The organism is Beggiatoa leptomitoformis (assembly GCF_001305575.3).
Lineage (GTDB): Bacteria > Pseudomonadota > Gammaproteobacteria > Beggiatoales > Beggiatoaceae > Beggiatoa > Beggiatoa leptomitoformis.
The window spans coordinates 838,567-862,013 of record NZ_CP012373.2 but is presented as its reverse complement, the minus strand read 5'-3'; the positions used below and the strand labels follow the sequence as shown (position 1 = coordinate 862,013).

Sequence of the window (23,447 nt, the reverse complement as noted above, 5' to 3'; positions counted from 1 at the left end):
CTTGTTGTTGACAAGGTGTCCATTAAAACATCCCATTTGAATGATTTACAGTGTTAATCATTGCATTACAAATTTACATAAAAATCTAATAAGATAGATATGTTTCTGCAAGAAACAAATCACCCTGTTTAGGGATGGTGTTAATAATGAGTGAACCACAAGAAAAAATGACTAAGCAATTACTTTCTACCCGATTAAATACATTAACGGATGCAATAGAGGCCTTTTTAGCGAATCCGCCTGAAGGTGTTCCATTAGAAATCCTAGACCTGTTTAAAAGTGCCGTGACTAATAATGACACTGCATTACCACCGCGTCTGTTTTTTGAAGCCGTTGAACAAGCACAAGTGGCTATTTCAATTACTGACTTGGAAGCAAAAATTCTATATGCAAATCCAGCATTTGAACAAGTAACTGGTTATCAAATGGATCATATTATTGGCAAAAAGGAATCAGCCCTTTCTGACCATAAAACCCCTTCTCTTGTTTACAAAACGCTCTGGGGAAGATTGCAACAACATAAACCATGGACAGGTATGTTGGTCAATCGCCGAGAAAATGGCGAGCGTTATCTTGCGGAAGTCATTATAGCCCCTGTGCTGAATAAGCAGGGAGCAACGGCTTATTATCTGGGTATGCATCGCGATATGACCGATGTTTATCACCTTGAACAAAAGGTAAAAAGCCAGAAGGCCTTGATTGAATCCGTTGTCGATTCCGCGCCTGTCGTGATTGCCTTATTAAATGACCATGAAAAAGTGGTGTTGGATAATCATGAGTATAAAAAATTAGTCGGCGATTTACGCGGATTAGAACCTGCACAACTCTTTTTAACCGCTCTTAAAGGTGCGTTAGGCAATGATTGGAAAGATTTAGTGACTAACGATGGGAGTTTTGAAGACCAAGAAGTAAGCCTAGATATGGGCGGTAATCGCCAACCCCGCTGGTTTGTTTGTGCTGGCACATGGTTTAGAGAACGTGATAGCAGTGCTGATGCGTTTTTTGAAGTGAGGAAAGAAAGTTATTTTTTATTAGTGGCTAAGGAAATAACCGAGTTGAAACACCGCCAAGAAGAAGTTCGCATGAATGCCTTACGGGCATTATTGGCAGAGGGTGAAGTTATTGAAAATATGCGTGAAACCCTAACGGGTGCTATCCATCAATTTCAAGGTCCAATCAATATGATTGCGGCGGCAGTTGGTATGCTGGAACGACGTTCCGAAGCTAAAGGCTCTGCCGATCCTCTGTGTGACGCGCTGAAAAACGCCTTATCAGCCGCTGAGCAAGCGATTGATAACTTACGGCAAAGCACCCCCAGTTTAACAACAGAGGCTATTGTACCTGTTAATTTAAACGAACTGCTCCGCGATGTGTTAACCCTTTCTACCAGCCGTTTTCTAGCCAATGGTGTCGTTGTTGATTGGGATCCAACCCCAATATTACCCCCCATGCTCGGTCGGATAGGTCGCTTGAGAAGTTTATTTAAACATCTGATAGATAATGCTTTAGACGCTATGCAAGATAATCGTGGTAAACTATCCGAACTGCGCGTTCATACCGCAGTAACCGAAGAGGGAATGCTCAGGATTATCGTAGAAGATACAGGACCTGGTATTCCTGAACACCTTCGTTTGAAAGTCTTTGAACCGTTCTTTACCACTAAAGGTAAAGCACACCGCAGTGCAGGCTTAGGACTAACCGCTGTACAAGAAGTCGTCAACCTCCATGCGGGGACAATACGGATCGATCCAGACTATGAAACGGGATGTCGGTTTATTGTTCAGTTTCCAAGTGTGCGTTATCGGGAAGCGGTATAAGTGGATTCAAAAAACGATCAAGACGTAACCTTATTAAACAACCGTGCTAACCTAATCGAATCTGAGCTAGAAGCCTTGTTCCAAGTGGGCAAGGTGTTAAGCCGTTCCCTCAACCTAGAAGAAACGCTAGAAGAAGTACTCAAGCATCTACACCATTATGCAGGGATGCAGTATGGGGTAGTCACACTGCGTACTGATGACGGGGAGTTGTCTGTCAATGCCGTTTATGCGGGTGACAAACAACAACCCCCTAAATTCCGCTATCGCGTGGGGGAAGGGATTATTGGCTCAGTGATGCAACTCAACAAAACCATCGTTGTTGAACGAGCGGGCGACGATGCTCGTTTTTTAGACCGTTTGGGGTTGTATGAACGGCATCTCCCTTTTATAGGCATACCGATTCACATTAACCAAGAGCTAGTCGGTGTACTTGCCGCCCAGCCCTGTACGCACGACCGTCTCCTACATGAGCGCACGCGCTTTATGGAGATGGTCGCGCAGCTCATCGCTCAAAGTGTCCGTTTTGCCAATGAAATCGCCCGAGAACGTCGTGACCTCACTGACGAGCGCGACCGTTTGCGCCAGACTGTGCGTGGACAATATACCTTTGATAATGTAGTTGGACATTCGCCAACCATGCAACGGGTATTTGAAATGGTACGCCAAGTTGCTAAATGGAACACAACCGTTTTAATTCGTGGTGAATCGGGTACAGGGAAAGAGCTGATAGCCAACGCAATTCATTACAACTCCCCACGCCATACCGCTGCGTTTATTAAAGTCAACTGTGCCGCACTTCCAGAAAACCTTTTAGAATCTGAGTTATTTGGGCATGAAAAGGGGGCATTTAGTGGCGCGATTAACCAACATAAAGGGCGTTTTGAACGAGCAGATGGCGGAACACTGTTTTTAGACGAAATTGGCGAAATTTCCCCAACTTTTCAAGCAAAATTATTGCGGGTTTTACAAGAAGGTGAATTAGAACGCATCGGGGGGACACGCACGATAAAGGTTGATGTGCGGGTGATTGCGGCAACAAATGTTAATTTAGAAGATGCGGTAGAAAATAACGAGTTTCGCGAAGACTTATACTATCGTCTCAATGTCATGCCTATTCGCCTGCCACCTATGCGTGAGCGGATTGAAGACATTCCTGAATTGGCTCATTTTCTGATTGCCAAAATTGCCAAAATGCAAGGACGTAAGCTGGAGTTAACCGATAGTGCTATCCGTTTGCTCATGCGTCATGATTGGCCGGGTAATGTTCGTGAGTTGGAGAACTGTTTAGAACGAGCGGCAATTATGTGTGAAGGTGATTTAATCGACCGTTCAATTATCAGCATGACGGGTTTGGAAGAAAAGCTCACCATGCCCGTCGTGACTAACGATAATAATGCTAATGCTTTGACAAAGGTTGATTTAAATGATGAATCAATTGATGAGCGTGAACGGGTGATTGCTGCTTTAGAACAAGCTGGTTGGGTACAAGCAAAAGCTGCGCGTTTACTCAATATGACCCCGCGCCAAATTGCCTATCGTATTCAAACCTTAAATATTAAATTGCGTAATATTTAAATGCGAAAAGGTTGGGTTGTTCTAACCCAACCTTGTTTTCTAATTAATATTTAAGTTCTTATTATTTAGTCTTTTGTAATGACAACTGCGGAATGCAACGGATGAATAGATTGCTCATTAGCGGGCAAAACGCTCTCTTCTGTGATAGGAATATTCTCTTCATTAACCGTATGTTCTGCACAATGATGATGATGGGTATAAAAGGCTAAATCACGGGCAGGACGCGCCCCGAATAAGGATAAATAAGCAGGGTGACGGCTGACAATACCGGGATGTCCTGAACAACAAATGTGTTGATTCAGACAGACAACATGGTCAGTCGCTGCCATAACAATATGTAAATCATGCGAAACCATCAATACGCCACAACCACGTTGGGTGCGAATCCGACTAATCAAATCATATAACTCATACTGTCCACCGACATCCACACCTTGAATAGGTTCATCCAATACTAATAAATCGGGATAACGTAACAAGGCACGCGCTAAAAGTACCCGTTGTAATTCGCCCCCTGAAACATGTTGTAAAGGACGTTGTAAAACCGCAGATGCACCAACCTCAGCCAATACTGCTTGAATGGTGGCTAATTGCGTTATCCCACTAAGACGTAAAAAGCGTTCTACGGTGAGGGGTAGAGCCATATCCACACTTAAACGTTGTGGCATATAACCAATTTTAATACCCGCTTGGCGAAAAACCTGTCCTTTTTGAGGCGTTAATAACCCCAGAATAACTTTAACTAAGGTGGATTTACCCGCGCCATTAGGGCCAATTAACGTAACAATTTCGCCACGTTTTACTGCTAAAGAAACATCTTTTAACGCCGTATGGTAGTGAAAATCCATTTGGATATTTTGGACTTCTACTAAGGTGGAAGAAGGTATATTCATGATGATTTACGTTGCTGACAAACAGCACAATGCCCAATTATTTCAATTACTTGACTTTCAATAGAAAATCCTAATGTTTTCGCTTGTAACGCGATACCATCCGCAATGAGCGGCGTTTCTAATTCAGCAGCGTTTCCACATTCGGTACAAATAAGAAATTGTCCAACATGCGATTTATCAGGATGTATGCAACCGATAAAGGCATTTAAAGACGCAATTCTATGAATTAAGCCTTGTTGCAACAAAAAATCTAACGCTCGATATACCGTTGGTGGTGCTGCCCGCCTCCCTTCATCTACATGCAAACTCTCTAAAATGGTGTACGCCCCTAGGGGTTTATGACTACACCAGATCAATTCCAATACACGTCGACGCAAAGGGGTTAAGCGCACATCACGCTGTTGGCACAATTGTGTTGCTTGGCTTAATGCGTGTGCAACACATTGGTGATGGTCATGTAATGTACCTGAAAAGGCTAAAGGGGAAAGTGCTATAGACATGATAAATTCCTTAGTCAGAACACCTACCTGAAAAATAGGTTTTATGATTGTTACAATGTAACATCAGATAAGTGCAAAAAACCCATCATTTTTATGCTGCTTAATCTCAACACGAGTAATGCTGTTATTACAATAGTAAAAAACCTCTACAAAATAAAATATTGCAGAGGTGTTCAATGTAACTCATGTCGGCTAAATAGCGACGAATTATCCTAATAAACGAATATTCATAGCAACAGGGTCTTTATTATTATTTTTTGATTCTTCTAACCTAAACTCAAAAATAAAATCCCGATTAGGCAGTTGAGACGTATTAACTTCCTCAGGCAAGTTAGAACCGTGGAAAAAAGCCGCCCGATAAGGGGATTCATCATGGCGCGCATCCGTAATCCAAAGACCCGGTGCAATGCGATCTAAATACCGCATAAATCCAAACCCACGATCGTCATAATAATGTGAACAATAACCACGCACAACCGAACCGATTGCACCCCATTCGATATTATTTTCAATATTACGTTTAACAGGGAGTAAATTTGGAATCAAGTAACCCGATAAAAACATATCAGCTTCCCGTTTTAACTCATTAGATATATTTTCAAAAGCAACAACTTCTACACGACAACCATAATTTTGTAAAGCGCGAACAACTTGAATAAAATCACCATCCCCTGTGACTAATAACACTCGATCCAAATTTTGTGATTGCAACAAGGCATCGACAGCCATATCTAAATCGGCATTAGCCTTGCCATAACGATTGCCCTTATCATCTTCATACCATTTCACATTTTTTTGAATGACCTTAAAGCCATATTCACGCAAGACTGAGAAATAATTATTAATCCCTTTGCGATAAGTAATATCCTCTCTAGCGCGTTCCACGTCGAAACTAACATAGGCATTTAAACGCAGTGCTTCGGCAAAATCTCGGCAAGCAAATTCCCTTAACACGTCATACTGCATTCCGTAGCCGCCATTTCGGTTAACGTTAGCAACATCGACATATACACCTATTTTTGCGTTTGATTTAAATCCGTTCAAATGTTTATCTTCCATATTGCTATTTCATTTTTAATGAGGGGTAAGTATTTTTAAGCACTTTTTATGCCTATGATAAGTAGCATTAAGTTTTTATAAATCAATTAGATAAATAATAATACTAAAATTAAGCTATCGTCTATCACGCAACTATTCTGCTGTTTAACAAATAAGAGGCACTAATTAAATTAACTTAGGTTTCTATAAAAACGTCCTCGTTTCGCCTAGGTATCATACAAACAACGTCCACAAGCTAGACACATTCTAGCCATTAACATGCTGATAAACACCTGAAATTATTTACTACTTCGCCATGCTTTGCATAAAATCAACGATACCTTTCCAGTTATCTGCTGTTTTTATTAATCTTCATATAAAAATACGGCACAATGTTTATACACTCACTCGTATTCAAAAGCACATAAACATTGCATTATTTACTATTAATCGGCAATATTTTTACCGAATCACTAAATCAACCCGCGCCTCTAACGCCAATACAGCCCGTTTAATCACCGTGACAGGACAAAATAAGCGTTCATCATGACATAATCCCAAAATAACACTATTTAAATGCTCAATATAAGCCTTATTTAAAGCGGCTTTTCCCGCCTCATAGACTAAAGGGATAGCGGGTTGCAAAACAACAAGTTGATTAAAATATTGATTTGTAACGGTGAAACACTGGGTTAAATACGACTCTAAATCAGGAAAATCAACTTCTGTTATCCCTTGAATATCACTTAAGGTATAAGCCATAAAATCAATAGGGGTGCGGTCAGTGATAAAATCGGTAGGTGCATCGTGCCAAGACATTGTGGCACTGGTCAATACACGTTGTTGTATCCATAAACGGGTTCTAAAATCCATTGGTTTTGCAGGGTCTAAACCATATTCTCTAAAAACAGCACTGGTGCTAGTTGCTAAAAAAGCAAGCCCTGTTTTATCTGCAATTGCTTGTGCAAGCGTGGTTTTCCCTGTACGGTGACTTCCACATAACCCTATTTTCATCGTTGTTCCATTACCTTGTGGCTTAAAAAAAAATGATATCTGCTTTTCCTTGGCATGACACATTGTGGCATAAAATCCATACTGCTTATCAGCAAGATAGGTTGCCACACGCGATTTTATTTTGTGGCACACTGGGGATGGGAAAAGCGGCACTTGCGCAACGGTTGGCCGCATTACTGTTATGTGAAACACCGTTAGCAGATGGAAATCCTTGTGGACAGTGTAAAGCCTGTCATTTGCATCAGACACACAACCATCCTGATTTTTTAGACATATCCCCTGCTGAAGCAGGTAAACAGATTTTAATTGACCAAATTCGCCACCTGATTCAATTTTGCGCCTTAACTTCACATCATGGACGTTATCAAGTTGCACTTATCCATCCCGCAGAAGCAATGAATCATAATGCAGCGAATAGTTTATTAAAAATTTTAGAAGAACCCCCTGCTAAAACGGTTTTATTGCTGGTTAGTCACCAACCTAGCGCATTAATGGCAACCATTCGCAGTCGTTGTCAACGGGTTGACTTTACAAAAATTGATACAAAAATAACGCAACAATGGTTAAGCCACCAACTCCCTAATAATAACGACATTCCCCTGTTATTAAATTTATCCGCATACGCACCACTTACTGCGTTAGCCCTAGCACAAGGTGACGCATTAGCGCAACGCAACCAACTATTAGACAGCTTAGCTAAATTACCCGCTGGTAAAGATGACCCCGTAAAATTGGCAGAAGCATGGGGACAAATGGATGCACGACAAGTTTTAAGTTGGATGTTAAGTTGGACGATGGATTTAATCCGTTTACAAGTTGCAGGACAACAAAGCGACATCATAAATATAGATAAACGTAATATTTTACAAGGATTAACAAATAATTTACCCATTACAACTTTATTTGACCTATTAGACACGCAAAAAGAGATTTACCAATTAGTTAAAAGCTCGAGCAATGTCAAACCACAAGGCTTATTTGAATCACTTGCCATTGCATGGAGCAAAGCACGTCAGTAACACTGCACTGAACAAAAATTGCCAGATAATCAGGATATAAGGCGAAAAGAATAGGGCTTTTGTGTTTAGAAATGCAATCCATTTCAACTCAGGCAGGTCTTAACCAAAAGTTGTCCTTCCTACGGTTAATAGTTTGAATAATGCTGTTATCGTCATTACATTGCTATTTCACTTTTTCATTATTTTATAAAATTACCGTGTACGCACTCCTAGAAAATCATTTATCTGCTTTTACAAATCAACACCACCAACACCTATTTAACCAGAGTTCTGTTGGCTTAGAAAAAGAAAGTTTACGGGTTACAGCCGATGGTAGAATTGCGCAAACACCGCACCCATCAAGCCTTGGTGCTGCCCTGACCCATCCGTATATCACCACCGACTATTCCGAAGCCTTACTCGAATTCATCACACCACCTGATATAAACCTACAAACACCTTTAAACTTTCTTAATTATATTCAATCTTTTGTCTATCAACATTTACATCAAGAAATCTTATGGACAAATAGTATGCCCTGTGTGTTAGCGGGGGAGGCGAGCATTCCTATTGCACAATATGGCTCATCAAACGCGGGTAGGATGAAAACCGTTTATCGTAATGGCTTGGGCTATCGATACGGACGTGTTATGCAAGTTATTGCAGGTATTCACTTTAATTACTCTTTTTCTGAAAACATCTGGGGATTTTTACACACATTAGAAGGGGAAAAAAGAACGCGCCGTGCAGTACAAAATGACTATTATTTTCGTGTTATTCGTAACTTACAACGCTATGGCTGGTTAATCCCCTTTTTATTTGGCGCATCGCCTGCTGTATGCAAATCCTTTTTATCAGGACGCAAAACCACACTACCCGAATTCGATAAACACACTTATTACAAGCCTTTCGCGACCTCATTACGCATGAGTGATATAGGCTATCAAAATCGTAAAGAAGGCAAAACAGGGGTTAAAGTCGTTTATGACTCCCTAGATAGCTATGTTTGCAGTTTAAGCCGAGCCATTGAAACACCCAGCCCAGACTACGCAAAAATCGGTGTTGTTGTAGCAGGAGAATATCGACAACTTAACAGCAATATCCTACAAATTGAAAACGAATATTACAGTACCGTCCGCCCTAAACAACCGCCCACCTTTTTAGAAAAGCCAATACATGCCCTACAACGGCGTGGCGTGGACTATATTGAATTACGTTCATTAGACATCAATCCTTTTGAACCGTTAGGCATGACACAAGAACAAATTTATTTTCTCCATATTTTCATGTTGTTCTGTTTACTGCAAGACAGTCCAAATATAGATGAGCATGAAAAACAAGCCATTAATCTAAACTTCATGACGGTTACGCATCGTGGACGTGACCCGCAATTACTATTACGGCGTGGCGACGAAAACATTTTATTACGCGATTGGGCAACAGAAATTCTAGTGCAAATGCAACAGATTGCCTGCATTATAGATGCACAACAAACCGCGCCTATTTATAACCCCATACTTAACACTTATCGTGAAATGGTGCATCATCCCGACCTCACGCCCTCAGCACGTGTATTAGCAGAAATGCACGACCATAAAGAAGGATTTCATGAATTTGCCAAACGGTACTCCTTAAAACATGCCGATTACTACCGCCAACTTTCTATTGATGCAGAAAAAACGCAGTTTTTCCAACAACTCGCCGAAAAATCACTGACTGAACAAACGCGATTAGAAGCACAGCCACAAGCCCCCTTTGATACGTTTTTACAAACCTATTTCAATCAGTCTCTTTAAGAAATACCATTACAAATCAGGCAGCGTTATTAAAAATCATGATTGTCTAAATCAGCGTTTTCAAAATTAACAGACAAGAAAACGAATACTTTTGTGTCTAAAAGTTTTGTTAATTCTGAAAATTCTGATTCAGACCCGCTTTAATAAAACATAAAAATTACTTTATAATTCAACTCTATCAATTTCTAAAACAGCAGAGATTATCCTGACTGTTTCCAGCCATTTCCCATCCCCATTCAATAAAACTATTCTAGTTAAATCAAATAGAAAATAAAAATAATAATCTTATAAATAGCACATAACTTATGCACTATGACGCACAATATCCCGATAACATTTTTGTAAAAAAACCTTTTTTTTACTATTAATTAATCTAATAGGCTTTTTTATGAAACAATATTTTTGATTATCCATTTATAATCATTTATAATACATAGCCTTTTTTTATTTATAACCGCATAAAATTCCACACTAAAAAATAGTGAATTAAAAATGCCCGTGACATAGAAGTAGCGGAATACTATAATAAAAGTGTTTTGTCCCTATTAAAATATAGAGTAGCGTGGGTTTCGCTATTTTAGTTAAAAAAACAGATAAATAGTTAGTTTTTGGCTATCAGAGCCTACCCGTAAATTTTCCATTTTTTAATGCTTTCGGTGAAGATGAACATGTTGACAGGACTTTATCGCCCTTCGTTTGAAAAAGACAGTTGCGGCTTTGGGTTAATCGCCCAAATGGATGGCAAGGCGAGTCATTGGTTAGTGCAAACTGCCGTTACTTCGTTAAACAATCTCACCCACCGAGGAGCAGTCGCCGCAGATGGTAAAACTGGGGATGGCTGTGGTCTTTTATTCAAAAAACCAGATTCTTTTTTACGCGCCTTAGCCCAAGAGCAAGGCATGACGCTTGCGCCTTTATATGCGTCGGGTTTAGTGTTTTTACACACTGACACTCAAAAAGCCGAATTCGCTAAACAAATCTTAAATACGGAATTACAAAAAGAAGGCTTATTCGTTGCGGGTTGGCGACATGTACCAACCAATACAGATGCGTGCGGACAAGAGGCACTAAAAACCCTGCCGTATATTGCCCAAGTTTTTGTGAATGCCCCCGAAAATTGGGACGAAGTCAGTTTTGAACGGCATTTATTCATCGCACGGCGACGGGCAGAAAAAATAGTGTCCGCGCAAGATGACGATGTTTTTTATGTCCCTAGTTTGTCTTGTCGGACAATTTCATATAAAGGCTTAGTTATGCCTGCGAAATTGCCCGTATTTTATCCTGATTTAAACGACCCACGGTTTGAATCCGCATTGTGTGTCTATCACCAACGCTTTTCTACCAACACATGGCCACAATGGCGATTAGCCCAGCCTTTCCGCTATCTAGCCCACAATGGCGAAATCAATACGATTCAAGGGAATCGTAACTGGGCAGTTGCTCGCGGCTATAAATTATCCACGCCATTAATTGCGAATATGGATGACATTCGTCCGTTGGTGTCGCTCAGTGGTTCAGACTCTTCTAGCTTAGATAATATGTTAGAAGTGTTATTAGCAGGTGGCATGGATATTTTCCGCGCTATGCGCTTACTGATTCCACCCGCTTGGCAAAATGTGGAAAGCATAGACCCGAATTTACGTGCATTTTATGAGTACAATTCCATGCACATGGAATCATGGGATGGTCCCGCTGGTATTGTGTTGACTGATGGACGTTATGCCGCTTGTACTACGGATAGAAATGGTTTGCGTCCTGCGCGTTACGTCATCACCGAAGACCGCTATATTACTATAGCGTCAGAGGTTGGCGTTTATGAATATGATAATGCCAAGATTATTGCTAAAGGGCGATTAAAGCCGGGGCAGATGCTCGCCGTAGATACAGAAACAGGTACGTTATTATTACCTGAAAATATTGACGAACGCTTGCAACAACGTCAACCCTATCGGAAATGGTTGAAAAAATACGCAAAACGCTTGGATGAAAATCTCGCCATTCCTGAAGTGGTCAAAAATGAGCTAAATCTTGAAAAATTAGCTATTTATCAAAAGCAATTCCAAGTCAGTTTGGAAGAGCGTGACCAAGTTTTGCGCGTTTTAGCAGAAAGTTCTCAAGAAGCCGTTGGCTCTATGGGCGATGATACGCCTATGGCCGTGTTATCGAAAAAAGAACGCTCGGTATATGACTATTTTCGCCAACAATTTGCGCAAGTGACTAACCCACCGATTGACCCTTTACGGGAAAAAATCGTTATGTCCTTACGTACCTGTTTTGGACGGGAACGCAACTTATTTGAAGAAGTCGATGCCCATGCAGCACGGTTAGAAATTGCCTCGCCTATCATGTCAACCTCTAAATTTAACCGTTTATTGGCATTGACAGACCCCGATTATGCGCATGAAAAATTTGAATTAAGCTATTCCAAAGACCAAGATTTAAAATCTGCCTTACTCGCTCTCTGCGAAAAAGCGACGATTGCGGTTAAAGCGGGTAAAGTTCTATTAGTTTTATCTGACAAAGGCTTAGAAGCTGACCGCCTACCCATTCATGCGTTGTTAGCCGTCGGTGCAGTACATCACCATTTAATCACTCAAGGCGTGCGTTGTGATGCCAATATCGTGGTGGAAACAGCAACCGCCCGCGACCCGCACCATTTTGCAGTGCTGATTGGCTATGGCGCAACCGCCATTCATCCCTATTTAGCCTATGAATGTATCCTGAATTTACTCAGTACCGATGGGATGCAAAGCATGGATGCGGCGAAAGCCCTAGAAAATTACCGTAATGGAATTAATAAAGGCTTGTACAAAATTATTTCCAAAATGGGGATTTCGACGATTACCAGCTATCGGGGTGCGCAACTGTTTGAAGCGGTGGGCTTACATAGCGAAGTTGTGGACTTATGCTTTAAAGATACGACTTGTCGGATTCAAGGCGCGACTTTTAGCGATTTAGAAACTGACCAACGTAAACTGCATAAATCTGCATGGAATGCGCGTAAACCATTAGAACAAGGGGGATTACTCAAATTTGTTCACGATGGCGAATACCATGCGTATAACCCTGATGTCGTGCAAGCCTTACAATCCGCTGTAAAAACAGGTAATTATGCAGAATACAAACGCTTTAGCCAGTTAGTCAATGAACGCGACCCGATGACGTTTCGAGATTTATTAGCGATTCGTCAAGATGTTACACCAATTTCTATCGATGACGTAGAGCCAATTGAAGCCATTTTACCGCGCTTTGATAGTGCGGGTATGTCGCTTGGTGCATTATCACCTGAAGCACACGAAGCCTTAGCCATTGCGATGAACCGTTTAGGCGGACGTTCTAACTCAGGCGAAGGCGGCGAAGACCCCTCACGCTATGGCACCGAGCGGATGTCAAAAATTAAGCAAGTTGCATCGGGGCGATTTGGTGTAACTCCCGCTTATTTGGTTAACGCTGAAGTGCTACAGATTAAAGTCTCTCAAGGCGCAAAACCGGGAGAAGGTGGGCAATTACCGGGACATAAAGTTAATGAAATGATTGCGACATTGCGCTATTCCTCGGCGGGTGTCACGTTGATTTCTCCACCACCGCATCATGATATTTACTCGATTGAGGACTTAGCACAGCTAATTTTTGACTTAAAACAAGTGAATCCAAAAGCCTTAGTATCGGTAAAATTGGTTGCTGAAGCGGGGGTTGGTACTGTTGCCGCAGGGGTTGCAAAGGCCTATGCCGATTTAATTACCATTGCAGGCTATGATGGTGGTACAGGTGCAAGTCCTTTAACCTCCGTCAAATATGCGGGCAGTCCTTGGGAATTAGGCTTAACTGAAACCCATCAAATCATGCGGGCGAATGATTTACGCGATAAAGTGCGGATTCAAGCGGATGGTGGATTAAAAACGGGCTTAGACGTGATTAAAGCGGCAATTTTAGGTGCAGAAAGTTTTGGTTTTGGTACAGCACCAATGGTTGCTTTAGGGTGTAAATACCTACGAATTTGTCACTTAAACAACTGCGCAACAGGTGTTGCAACCCAAAATAAAGTGCTACGTCGTGAGCATTTTATCGGTTTGCCTGAAATGGTAATGAATTACTTCCGTTTTGTGGCGACGGAAACCCGCGAATGGCTGGCAAAACTCGGTATAAAACGCATGAGTGATTTAATCGGACGCACCGATTTACTCACCCGTTTAGAAGGCATTACGGATAAGCAAAGACATTTAGACTTAAGCCCAATTTTGAGCGATGCTAACGTATCTGCTGATAAACCACAGTTTTGCATCCACCCTGCAAATAAACCCTTTGATAAAGGGGAGTTAGCAGAGTTAATGGTTAACGACATGCTCGCAGCGATTGAACACAAACAAGGCGGTGAATTTCATTACACTGTTCGCAATATTAATCGCTCTATCGGCGCACGTCTGTCAGGCGAAATTGCTAAACGCCACGGCAATTTGGGGATGAGTGATAATCCTGTTACCGTGCGTTTACAAGGCTCTGCGGGGCAAAGTTTTGGGGTATGGAACGCGGGCGGTTTACATTTATATCTGGAAGGTGATGCCAATGATTATGTCGGCAAAGGCATGGCTGCAGGTAAAATTGTTATTTATCCGCCTGCAAATAGCCGTTTTGAATCGCATAAAACCGCAATTATTGGTAATACCTGCTTATACGGTGCAACAGGTGGCACACTCTACGCGGCAGGTATGGCAGGTGAACGCTTTGCCGTGCGTAATTCTGGCGCGCAAGCCATTGTTGAAGGTATTGGCGACCATGGTTGTGAATATATGACGGGCGGTATCGTTGTTGTGTTGGGCGAAACAGGGCTTAACTTTGGAGCGGGCATGACAGGCGGTTTTGCCTATGTCCTAGACCAAAATAATACTTTTGTTGACAAATACAATCATGAACTCATTGACGTGCATCGTCTCGCGCCCGAATTTATGCAAGCGCATAGTTCACATCTCTATGGCATGATTAGTGATTTTGTCCGCGAAACGGGTAGCCAATGGGGGCAAACCTTGTTAGATGACTACAGCAGTTTTGTGGGTAAATTCTGGCTCGTGAAACCCCGCGCCAACGAAATCAGCTCGCTATTAGATAGTTTGGTCAATAAAGCGGCGTAAGTGCATGAGGGGGAAGTTTTACTCCCCCACTCTCCCCTTTTGAACGTATCCTATTTGGTATTTGCAATAATGAGTGACAATTTTCAATTTATTAATTTACCCCGCCTTGACCCTGAAAAAACCGAAAGTCGAGTTCGGATTCATACATGGAATGAAATTTACGGACAGTTCGACAGTGCTGATGCTGGGAATCAAGCAGGGCGTTGTTTAGAATGTGGTAATCCCTATTGTGAATGGAAATGTCCTGTTCACAATTACATCCCCAATTGGTTAAAACTGGTAAGAGAAGGCAATTTATTTGAGGCGGCTGAGCTATCTCATAAAACCAACTCGCTGCCAGAAATTTGTGGGCGTGTCTGTCCGCAAGACCGTTTATGTGAAGGTTCTTGCACGCTTAATGATGGCTTTGGCGCAGTAACGATTGGCTCGGTTGAAAAATTTATTACGGATGAAGCCTATAAAAAAGGCTGGCGACCTGATTTATCCAACGTTGTTCAAACAGGAAAAAAGGTTGCCATTATCGGTGCTGGGCCTGCGGGTTTAGCGTGTGCTGATGTTTTGGTTCGTAATGGCGTGAAACCGATTGTTTATGACCGTTATCCCGAAATTGGCGGGTTACTCACTTTCGGTATTCCTTCGTTTAAATTGGAAAAAGAAGTGGTGCGTGTTCGTCGCCAAATCATGGAAGGTATGGGGGTAAAGTTTATCCTAAATACTGAAATTGGTAGAGATATAGGCTTTCAACAGTTGTTAAACGATTACGATGCGGTGTTTTTAGGCATGGGTACGTATAACTACATGGAAGGTGGATTTTCTGGCGAAAATTTAACAGGCGTGTATAAAGCCTTACCTTATTTGGTGGGTAATATTAGCCAAGTAGAAAACTGGGAAACGAAAGCCGATATCCGTGAAGGTTTAGGAATGCAAGACGGTTATATTAACCTGAAGGGTAAACATGTGGTTGTCTTAGGCGGGGGAGATACCGCAATGGACTGTAATCGCACGGCAATCCGTCAGGGGGCTGCCAGTGTAACGTGTGCTTATCGCCGCGATGAAGCGAATATGCCCGGTTCTAAACGTGAGGTTGCCAATGCAAAAGAGGAAGGCGTACAGTTTTTATGGAATCGCCAACCTGTTAGTATCGTTGGAGAATGTCAAGCAGAAGGGGTGAAAGTCGTTACGACTGAGTTAGGACAACCTGATGCACGCGGACGGCGGAGTCCGCAAGTAGTACAAGGCAGTGAAGAAATTATTCCTGCTGATGTGGTGTTAATTGCTTTTGGTTTTCGTCCTAGCCCAGCAGAATGGTTTAAAGACTTTAATATTACCGTAGAAAGTAATGGACGGGTTAAAGCCTCAGCGACTCAAGAATTCGCTTTTCAAACGACACATGAAAAAGTGTTTGCTGGTGGGGATATGGTACGTGGTTCAGACCTAGTCGTGACAGCGGTCTATGAAGGTCGGCAAGCGGCACAAGGAATTTTAGATTATTTACAAGTCTAATTAATGCAGTAATATCAGCGTACTGTTTTAGGGAAGCCATTCAGGAGGAGTGTAGCCTGAATGGCTTTTTTATCGGGTCGTTGCATGGCATTCCTACCTGTCAGAAAAATGACGGTTGAAAACTAAAGTTTGTTCTATGCGGGGTCTTTCGCTGTTTTTTTTACTTCAGCGACCACCACAAAGGCTTGGGGATGGCGACGAGTCCGTTCTTGAAAAGTTTGGAAATCAGGAATATCTGCACGCAATTCTTCTAATATATTGTTTTTTATGCTATAATCTACATTTAATGAGGGTGGGTCTATGGTTTGTGGGGTTTCTGCCCAACTCATCTGTGCAGTACATAAACCGATTGCGCCAACGAAAAAAGTTTTAAAAATCATTTTGTTAAATCTCCGTACTATGCTTTTTATGGGGTTATTTCCTATAACGCAAAAGACATACCAATGTACGAAAAATAATTCATTTTTCAATTTAATCATTTGTTAAATAAATAATTATTTGTTATTTTACACTTGAATAATGACGTAAATTGTTGGCGGCAGAACAGCTTTGTATTTTTCTAAACCCAGTGAATTCGCTGGTTTTACGCTATAGTCGATGACTATTTACGGTAAAACGAAATTATTGCGGGCGTGATAATTTCGACAGCATTGTTAATAATTCAATCAACACCGACGGGGTTAATTATGTGCTTAGGAATACCTATGCAAATTATGGAAATAAATGGATTTAATGCGCGTTGCCAAGCCAAAGGGATAGAGCGAGATGTGAATTTATTCATGCTACAGCATGAGTTACCGTTGGTTGGTGAATATGTGATGGTTCATGTGGGGTATGCGTTGCAAACAATGACTGAGCAGGATGCACAAACCACATGGGAATTGCTGGATGAAATTTTAAAGTCGGAACAGTTCAGCGAAGCTTTGTAAAATGCACGAGTTATCTATTTGTTATAGTTTGTTAAATCAAGTTGAAACCCTTGCACAACACCATCAGGCTCATCAGGTTGCCAGTATCACTATCCAAATTGGGCTGTTAAGTGGTGTAGAACCTGAGTTATTACGACAGGCTTTCACGATTGCACGCGCGGGTACTGTTGCAGCGCAAGCAGACTTAATTTGTTTGTCCTTGCCTGTAAAAGTACGCTGTCAGCAATGCCATGCAGAAAGCGAGGTTGAAGCCAATCGCCTGTTATGCAAAACCTGTGGCGCATGGCAAACGCAAGTCATCAGTGGTGATGAAATGTTACTTGCAAGTGTTGAGCTAATCACGTAACGTTTTAATAATTTTAATATAAAATGCAACGGATATGTGCTATCACTCATTAGATAGCAACGCTAGGGGGGCAAGTGAATCACTTTTTTCAACGCTACATTGGTCGTCATCAATTTGTGCTGACGGTGTTGCTCTTCATGCTAGTTCCCTTAGGGATTGCTCTGTTTTTTAGCTATCGGATTGCGCATGATAGCTTGCTCAACGCGGGGATTGCGAAAGCAAATAGCGATTCAACCCGTACTAATTATGAATTACATAAACAACTTGCACATGTGTCTAATGATTTACTTATTCTGACGTATCTAACACCATTACAAAACGCACTCGATACAACGGTTGATGCGCCTGAAAATCATGAGATTTATGAAGAACTCACACGAATTTTTCTTATTACCTTGAATAGCAAACAACATTATCAACAATTACGTTATATTGACGCGACAGGGCGCGAAAAAGTACGTGTTGCTTATCAGGCAGGGCAATTATTAACTTTTGATACAAGAACGCTATTAAACCAAATCACCGAAGATTTTTTCGTCCAAGCGAGCCAACTGCCCGCTGGAAATATCGCTTATTCACCCGTACATTTGCGTCGTGATTCAGGACGAATCAGCATACCAATAACCCCTATCATGCAACTGAGTACACCGCTCTATAATTCAAAACAACAGTTTAGCGGGGTTCTTGTGCTAGATGTGCTGGCAAATACTTTATTCAGTAATGAAATGGATAAAGACAGCCAGACATATATTGTCAACCAAGCAGGTTTTTACCTAACGCATCCCTCACAGATAAATACTTATGGGTTTGAATATGGTAAAACGCCAACGGCTAATATAGATTTTCCGCTGTTATCTCAATATATTGAAAATAAAAAATTACAAACTTTTACCCAATGGGATGAAAAACGTCACGATGTTGTGACATTTAACAAATTTTTTGTAGATACCGAACACAAGTATTATTGGTTAATGATTACAACGCTTGCAGGCGAAACGATTTTTGCCCCCCTTTATACGATGCAAGCTATTATTTCAGCCATTATTATTTCCATATTCTTCATATTAGCCATTCGTACTGTGCTGATTACCCAAATTTATAGTCGTTTTGAGAAACAACTTTTTGCCCAAGAACGGCTGTTACGCTTGGTTATTAACAGTATTCCACATCATATTGCGTGGAAAGATGTACATGGTCGATTTCTTGGATGCAATCAAAACTTTGTAGATTTTGTAGGATTACAACATCCTGAACAACTATTACAGAGAACAGATTATGACTTACCCATTAGTAAAACGGTTAATCCTGATATCGTGCGCTTATCTGACGAGCGCGTCATGCAAAGCAACTTACCCAGTTATCACCTAACAGACATCATTCATCTGCCTAATGGACAAGAAATTTGGGTAGAGAATAATAAAATTCCCCTACATGATGCGCGTGGTCGAGTGATTGGTATCTTAACCATGACTGAAGATATAACCCAGCGCAAACAAGCGGAAATGACTTTGCAAAATGCTAAAGAAGTCGCAGAGCGTGCTAACAAAGCAAAAAGCCAATTTCTTGCTAGCATGAGCCATGAATTACGCACCCCCTTAAATGGCATTTTAGGTTATGCACAATTATTGCGACAAAATAGAGAGTTAAGCCCGAAGCAAATCGAAGGACTCAGCGTTATTCAACGCAGTGGTGAACACTTATTAACCTTAATTAATGACATTTTAGACCTTGCAAAAGTAGAAGCAGGACGGTTTGAATTACAACTGGGTGAAATACGTCTAAACCAGTTTTTAAGCGATTTAAATGATTTATTCTCCATGCGTGCCGCCCAAAAAGGTATCGCCTTTTTTTATACCATGACAACTCACTTGCCAGAAATGGTGCGCGGTGATGAAAAACGCCTACGGCAAATTCTAATTAATTTATTAGGCAATGCCATTAAATTTACTGAGCAAGGAGAACGGGTTAATTTGAGCGTTGGCTATGTTGAGCGCGATGAAACCTCGACAGAACCTGCCGACGCTCTCCAAAAAATCCGCTTTCTGATTACAGATACAGGAATAGGCATTCCCCAGCCGTACTTAGAAAAAATATTCATTCCTTTTCAGCAGGTTGATAATGAAGTCCATCGTCGTATGAATGCCAATGAAGGCACAGGTTTAGGCTTAACCATCAGTCGCACCCTAGTAGAAATGATGGGGGGTTGTTTGCACGTCAACAGCATAGTTGGACAAGGGAGTCAATTTTGGTTTGACATTGCTTTACCAGCACTTACGCACGACAGCCTACAATCTTCTCCGCCTGTATCCTACCAACAAATTATTGGTTATCAGGAGCAAACATATAGCATTCTCATCATTGAAGATTCATTAGAAAGTAGCCAAATCCTTTTAAACTTACTTGCGCCTTTAGGGTTTATGATTAGTGAAGCAAGTAATGGCATAGATGGATTTGAAAAAGCGATGGAAATTCACCCCGATGTTATTCTCATAGATTTGCTCATGCCTGAAATGGATGGTTTCGCACTCACCCGCCGTTTACGTGCGTTTCCCCTGTTTAAGGACACGATAATTATTGCAATTTCTGCTAGCACATTTGATTATACCCAAACGGCAAGCCTCTCTGCGGGATGCAATGCCTTTATTAGCAAACCTATTTATATTGAAACACTCTTAGATATTTTACAGAAAAAACTTAATTTAACATGGGTTTATAACGAACAAACATCATCAAATACTGATGTACGCCCTTCAGAGATAATGCTGACCATTCCATTGGACATTGTGGAAAATTTGTATCAACTGGCATTAACGGGCAAAACTAAACGGGTATTAAACGAAATAGAAAAGCTCGCTAAAGAAAACCCTGAGTTAACACCTTTATTGGAAAAAATTCGCCCACTCGCCAAAGGCTTTCAAAATAAAAAGATATGTGATTTATTAGAGTTTTATCGCACGCTACAAAGTTCACATCAAGCAAATGTATAAAGAAGGTCTGAATCAGCATTTCCAGAATTGACGCTATTTATTTTACTTGATTATCCTGTTGTTATTTTTCTTAAAATGCTGATTCAGACTCTCTTTAAACGCCGTCATTCTCCATACAACATTAAAACGCATTTTACGAATCTCATCCCCAATGCCTGCAAGCTCTCATATCGCTTATTTTATTACGGGTCATGGTTATGGACATGGTGTAAGAAGTTGCGCCATTATCAACGCATTACCACTTAATACCCAAATCACGATTTTCAGCACCCTGCCTACAACTTTTTTTCAAGCAGAATTACACCGTCCATACCAACACATAACCCATGCCATTGATTGTGGCTGTGTGCAACAAGATACTGTCTATATTGATAAATTAGCAACGTTGCAAACTTATGCAGCACTCAATGCCCAGCGTGAGGCGTTAATTACAAACTTATCACAACAGTTAAAACACCTTGCGGTAACATTGGTTATCTCTGATATTGCCGCTTTAGCCTTTCCCATTGCAAAACAAGCAGATATTCCTGCTTTAGCGATTACAAATTTTAACTGGTTTGATATTTATCAACCCTTTGTCGACATCTATCCAGAATATAAACCCTTATTAAATCAAATAGCGGATGACTATGCGCAAGCAACACAAGCCTTGTGTTTATCCCCAAGTTTAGAAATGCGCGTTTTTCCACAACGGCAAACCGTTGGCGTTTTATATCGTCATGGTGTTGTCCAACGTGACCGCATCGCGCAATGCTTAGGCATGAATCCTGCGAAAAAATGGGTATTGGTTTACATCGGTAATTATGGATTGGCAGGGGTTGCATGGGAAAAATTGTTGGAATTTACCGAATATGAATTTTTTGGAATTGAACCGCTAGATAATGCACCTATAAACTACCATTTAATCCCCAATGATAAAGCAGGCATACCTTATGCGGATTTTACAGCCAGCGCGGATGTCATCGTGGGTAAACTGGGCTATGGCTTGGTTTCTGAGTGCTTAGGCTTGGGCAAAGCAGTTTTGTTTTTAAAGCGACATGATTTTGTTGAATATCAACTATTAAAGCAGGCTTTATTAGTACGCCAACAAGGGATAGAAATTGACGAAACACAACTGCGCGAACTTGCCATTTTACCGTATTTAGACAAGCTCACCGCACAGCATTATACCCCTGTTACTGAAAACGCTTTGCAGAAAATTATTGATTTTATTGGTCAAATAGATAAATAAAGTATCTATCTATATAGCATTTTGTTTATTAGGTAATTAAATAGGACTTGTGGGTAATATGACTAAATTTATAGAAGAACGTGTAACCAATGTACATCATTGGAATGATACGCTGTTCAGCTTTCAAACAACCCGTGACCGCACGTTACGTTTTCGTAATGGGCAATTTGTGATGATAGGCTTAGAAGTAGAGGGTAAGCCCTTATTGCGCGCGTATAGTATTGCCAGTGCAAATTATGAAGAGCATTTAGAGTTTTTTAGCATTAAAGTTCAAAATGGCCCTTTAACGTCACGCCTGCAACATCTGCAAGAAGGTGATACGTTATTAGTGAGTCGTAAACCGACGGGTACGTTAGTAATAGATGATTTATCCGCAGGAAAAAACTTGTATTTACTCAGCACAGGCACAGGGCTTGCGCCGTTTATGAGTTTAATCCGTGACCCAGAAATGTATGAACGGTTTGAAAAAGTGGTTTTATTTCATGGCGTGCGTTATACCAGCGAGCTAGCTTATGCACGGTTTATTACGGAAGAATTACCTAATAATGAGTTTTTAGGGGAAATGGTTCGGGAAAAGTTAATTTATTATCCAAGCGTTACACGTGAACCGTTTCGCAATCAGGGACGCTTAACGGATTTAGTCAATAGTGGAAAATTGTTTGCTGATATAGGATTACCCGCGTTTAATCCTGAACATGACCGCGCGATGATTTGTGGCAGTCCGCAGATGTTAAAAGACACGTGCCTATTGCTTAATGAACGAGGATTTCGTATTTCTCCCGGTATTGGTGAACCCAGTGATTATGTGATAGAACGCGCTTTTGTAGAGCGTTAATCTGTATCAGTAACCCTTCTTTGTTTTAAAACGAGGAGGGTTTTTATTTTCTCATTAGTCTAGCTACTTGATTAATAAATAATAATAAATTAACCCGATTAAAAATGGACTTGTCAGGAAAACCAGCCCGTTTTATTACTGTTTGAGTTACCGCTATTTTTCGGTATAACCCAGAATTTAGGGATTAGGGGGAATATGCCCCCTACTATTTTCAGATGATAATCATTGATTAATCGTTACAATACCCGTTCCAATAATCATCCGTACTAATTCCACAACGCTTGCTGCATCCATTTTTTCCATAATTCTACCGCGATGAATTTCAACGGTTTTATGGCTAATATCTAATTCACGCGCAATTACTTTACTGGATTTACCCTCGACTAGTTTCAGCATCACTTGATGTTCACGTGGTGTTAAGGTATTAACCTTTTTCATTACGCTATCGCGTTCATTTAATTCGCGTCGTATTTCTGTATCATAAGCAACCGCTTGTTTAACACGGTCTAGCAACAATTTTTCATTTAAGGGTTTTTCAATAAAGTCAAACGCACCTGATTTCATTGCATTCACTGCCGTTGCAATGTCGCCTTGTCCTGTCATCATAATAACGGGTAGCGCAAATGGTTTTTCACCTTGTTTGATTTGTTGCAGTAATTCTAAGCCCGATAATTCGGGCAGATTATTGTCTAAAACTAAACATCCTGCTTGTGTCGCTTGGTATTTTTCTAAAAAGGCTTCGGCTGATGAAAAACATTCTGTCGGTAAATGAATAGATTCCATTAACCAACGCACGGCTTCTCGAATCGCTTCCTCATCATCTATAACAAATACAGTAGATTTATTACTCGTCATTATT

General features: G+C 41.0%; 17 protein-coding genes. 11 read left to right on the top strand and 6 right to left on the bottom strand.

From position 1 onward, the window contains the following. Positions 1-146: 146 nt before the first annotated feature. Together nifL and nifA are read left to right on the top strand one after the other, a co-directional pair. Positions 147-1,817: a nitrogen fixation negative regulator NifL gene (gene nifL / locus AL038_RS03630; RefSeq protein ID WP_062149173.1), complete on the top strand. Its 1,671-nt coding sequence runs from the start codon at positions 147-149 to the stop codon at positions 1,815-1,817. Continuing rightward, positions 1,818-3,392: a nif-specific transcriptional activator NifA gene (nifA, locus tag AL038_RS03625; protein WP_062149170.1), complete on the top strand. Its 1,575-nt coding sequence runs from the start codon at positions 1,818-1,820 to the stop codon at positions 3,390-3,392. Positions 3,393-3,457: 65 nt separating this feature from the next. Here nifA and znuC read toward each other — a convergent pair whose 3' ends face one another. From znuC to AL038_RS03605, 4 genes are all read right to left on the bottom strand, one after another. Continuing rightward, the gene (gene znuC / locus AL038_RS03620; RefSeq protein WP_062149167.1) at positions 3,458-4,285 is read right to left on the bottom strand and encodes a zinc ABC transporter ATP-binding protein ZnuC; all 828 of its coding nucleotides are present in this window, start codon (positions 4,283-4,285) and stop codon (positions 3,458-3,460) included. Beyond that, positions 4,282-4,785 carry a Fur family transcriptional regulator gene (locus tag AL038_RS03615; protein ID WP_201800124.1) on the bottom strand — a complete coding sequence of 168 codons (504 nt, stop codon included), beginning with the start codon at positions 4,783-4,785 and terminating at the stop codon, positions 4,282-4,284. The genes znuC and AL038_RS03615 overlap by 4 nt, the downstream gene beginning before the upstream one ends. Before the next feature lie 207 nt (positions 4,786-4,992). Beyond that, entirely contained in the window at positions 4,993-5,844 is an 852-nt protein-coding gene (locus AL038_RS03610) for a LabA-like NYN domain-containing protein (RefSeq protein WP_062149164.1), read from the bottom strand. A gap of 441 nt (positions 5,845-6,285) precedes the next feature. Next, a complete protein-coding gene (locus AL038_RS03605; protein WP_062149161.1) occupies positions 6,286-6,837 on the bottom strand; it encodes an AAA family ATPase in 552 nt (183 codons plus the stop codon). Between the two features lie 32 nt (positions 6,838-6,869). Between AL038_RS03605 and AL038_RS03600 the strand changes: the two genes are divergently transcribed. From AL038_RS03600 to AL038_RS03585, 4 genes are all read left to right on the top strand, one after another. After that, entirely contained in the window at positions 6,870-7,856 is a 987-nt protein-coding gene (locus tag AL038_RS03600) for a DNA polymerase III subunit delta' (protein ID WP_062149158.1), read from the top strand. A 197-nt stretch (positions 7,857-8,053) separates the two neighbouring features. After that, complete coding sequence (gshA, locus tag AL038_RS03595) at positions 8,054-9,631, top strand: glutamate--cysteine ligase (protein WP_062155329.1); 1,578 nt, start codon at positions 8,054-8,056, stop codon at positions 9,629-9,631. 662 nt (positions 9,632-10,293) lie between these two features. Continuing rightward, positions 10,294-14,757: a glutamate synthase large subunit gene (gene gltB, locus AL038_RS03590; RefSeq protein WP_083991416.1), complete on the top strand. Its 4,464-nt coding sequence runs from the start codon at positions 10,294-10,296 to the stop codon at positions 14,755-14,757. Positions 14,758-14,826: 69 nt separating this feature from the next. Next, entirely contained in the window at positions 14,827-16,260 is a 1,434-nt protein-coding gene (locus AL038_RS03585) for an FAD-dependent oxidoreductase (protein WP_062149152.1), read from the top strand. A 134-nt stretch (positions 16,261-16,394) separates the two neighbouring features. Here the strand turns inward: AL038_RS03585 and AL038_RS03580 are convergent, their stop codons facing one another. After that, positions 16,395-16,640 carry a hypothetical protein gene (locus AL038_RS03580; RefSeq protein ID WP_062149149.1) on the bottom strand — a complete coding sequence of 82 codons (246 nt, stop codon included), beginning with the start codon at positions 16,638-16,640 and terminating at the stop codon, positions 16,395-16,397. A gap of 306 nt (positions 16,641-16,946) precedes the next feature. Between AL038_RS03580 and AL038_RS03575 the strand changes: the two genes are divergently transcribed. From AL038_RS03575 to AL038_RS03555, 5 genes are all read left to right on the top strand, one after another. Beyond that, complete coding sequence (locus AL038_RS03575) at positions 16,947-17,189, top strand: HypC/HybG/HupF family hydrogenase formation chaperone (RefSeq protein ID WP_062149145.1); 243 nt, start codon at positions 16,947-16,949, stop codon at positions 17,187-17,189. 1 nt (position 17,190) lies between these two features. Then, complete coding sequence (hypA, locus tag AL038_RS03570; RefSeq protein WP_062149142.1) at positions 17,191-17,535, top strand: hydrogenase maturation nickel metallochaperone HypA; 345 nt, start codon at positions 17,191-17,193, stop codon at positions 17,533-17,535. Between the two features lie 74 nt (positions 17,536-17,609). Continuing rightward, entirely contained in the window at positions 17,610-20,522 is a 2,913-nt protein-coding gene (locus tag AL038_RS03565; protein ID WP_062149140.1) for an ATP-binding protein, read from the top strand. Between the two features lie 151 nt (positions 20,523-20,673). Beyond that, positions 20,674-21,753: a hypothetical protein gene (locus AL038_RS03560; RefSeq protein ID WP_062149137.1), complete on the top strand. Its 1,080-nt coding sequence runs from the start codon at positions 20,674-20,676 to the stop codon at positions 21,751-21,753. A 58-nt stretch (positions 21,754-21,811) separates the two neighbouring features. Beyond that, positions 21,812-22,588: a ferredoxin--NADP reductase gene (locus AL038_RS03555; protein WP_062149134.1), complete on the top strand. Its 777-nt coding sequence runs from the start codon at positions 21,812-21,814 to the stop codon at positions 22,586-22,588. Positions 22,589-22,810: 222 nt separating this feature from the next. Here AL038_RS03555 and AL038_RS03550 read toward each other — a convergent pair whose 3' ends face one another. Beyond that, positions 22,811-23,443, bottom strand: coding sequence for a response regulator transcription factor (locus tag AL038_RS03550; RefSeq protein WP_062149131.1), 633 nt, complete (start codon positions 23,441-23,443; stop codon positions 22,811-22,813). Positions 23,444-23,447: the final 4 nt, after the last annotated feature.

Coding starts and splice junctions, on each gene's coding strand:
- AL038_RS03585 (WP_062149152.1), top strand. CDS start 14,827: ATGAGTGACAATTTTCAATTTATTAATTTACCCCGCCTTGACCCTGAA.
- nifL (WP_062149173.1), top strand. CDS start 147: ATGAGTGAACCACAAGAAAAAATGACTAAGCAATTACTTTCTACCCGA.
- AL038_RS03555 (WP_062149134.1), top strand. CDS start 21,812: ATGACTAAATTTATAGAAGAACGTGTAACCAATGTACATCATTGGAAT.
- znuC (WP_062149167.1), bottom strand. CDS start 4,285: ATGAATATACCTTCTTCCACCTTAGTAGAAGTCCAAAATATCCAAATG.
- AL038_RS03550 (WP_062149131.1), bottom strand. CDS start 23,443: ATGACGAGTAATAAATCTACTGTATTTGTTATAGATGATGAGGAAGCG.
- AL038_RS03600 (WP_062149158.1), top strand. CDS start 6,870: ATGATATCTGCTTTTCCTTGGCATGACACATTGTGGCATAAAATCCAT.
- hypA (WP_062149142.1), top strand. CDS start 17,191: ATGCACGAGTTATCTATTTGTTATAGTTTGTTAAATCAAGTTGAAACC.
- AL038_RS03615 (WP_201800124.1), bottom strand. CDS start 4,785: ATGTCTATAGCACTTTCCCCTTTAGCCTTTTCAGGTACATTACATGAC.
- AL038_RS03560 (WP_062149137.1), top strand. CDS start 20,674: ATGCCTGCAAGCTCTCATATCGCTTATTTTATTACGGGTCATGGTTAT.
- AL038_RS03575 (WP_062149145.1), top strand. CDS start 16,947: ATGTGCTTAGGAATACCTATGCAAATTATGGAAATAAATGGATTTAAT.
- AL038_RS03580 (WP_062149149.1), bottom strand. CDS start 16,640: ATGATTTTTAAAACTTTTTTCGTTGGCGCAATCGGTTTATGTACTGCA.
- AL038_RS03610 (WP_062149164.1), bottom strand. CDS start 5,844: ATGGAAGATAAACATTTGAACGGATTTAAATCAAACGCAAAAATAGGT.
- AL038_RS03605 (WP_062149161.1), bottom strand. CDS start 6,837: ATGAAAATAGGGTTATGTGGAAGTCACCGTACAGGGAAAACCACGCTT.
- gltB (WP_083991416.1), top strand. CDS start 10,294: ATGAACATGTTGACAGGACTTTATCGCCCTTCGTTTGAAAAAGACAGT.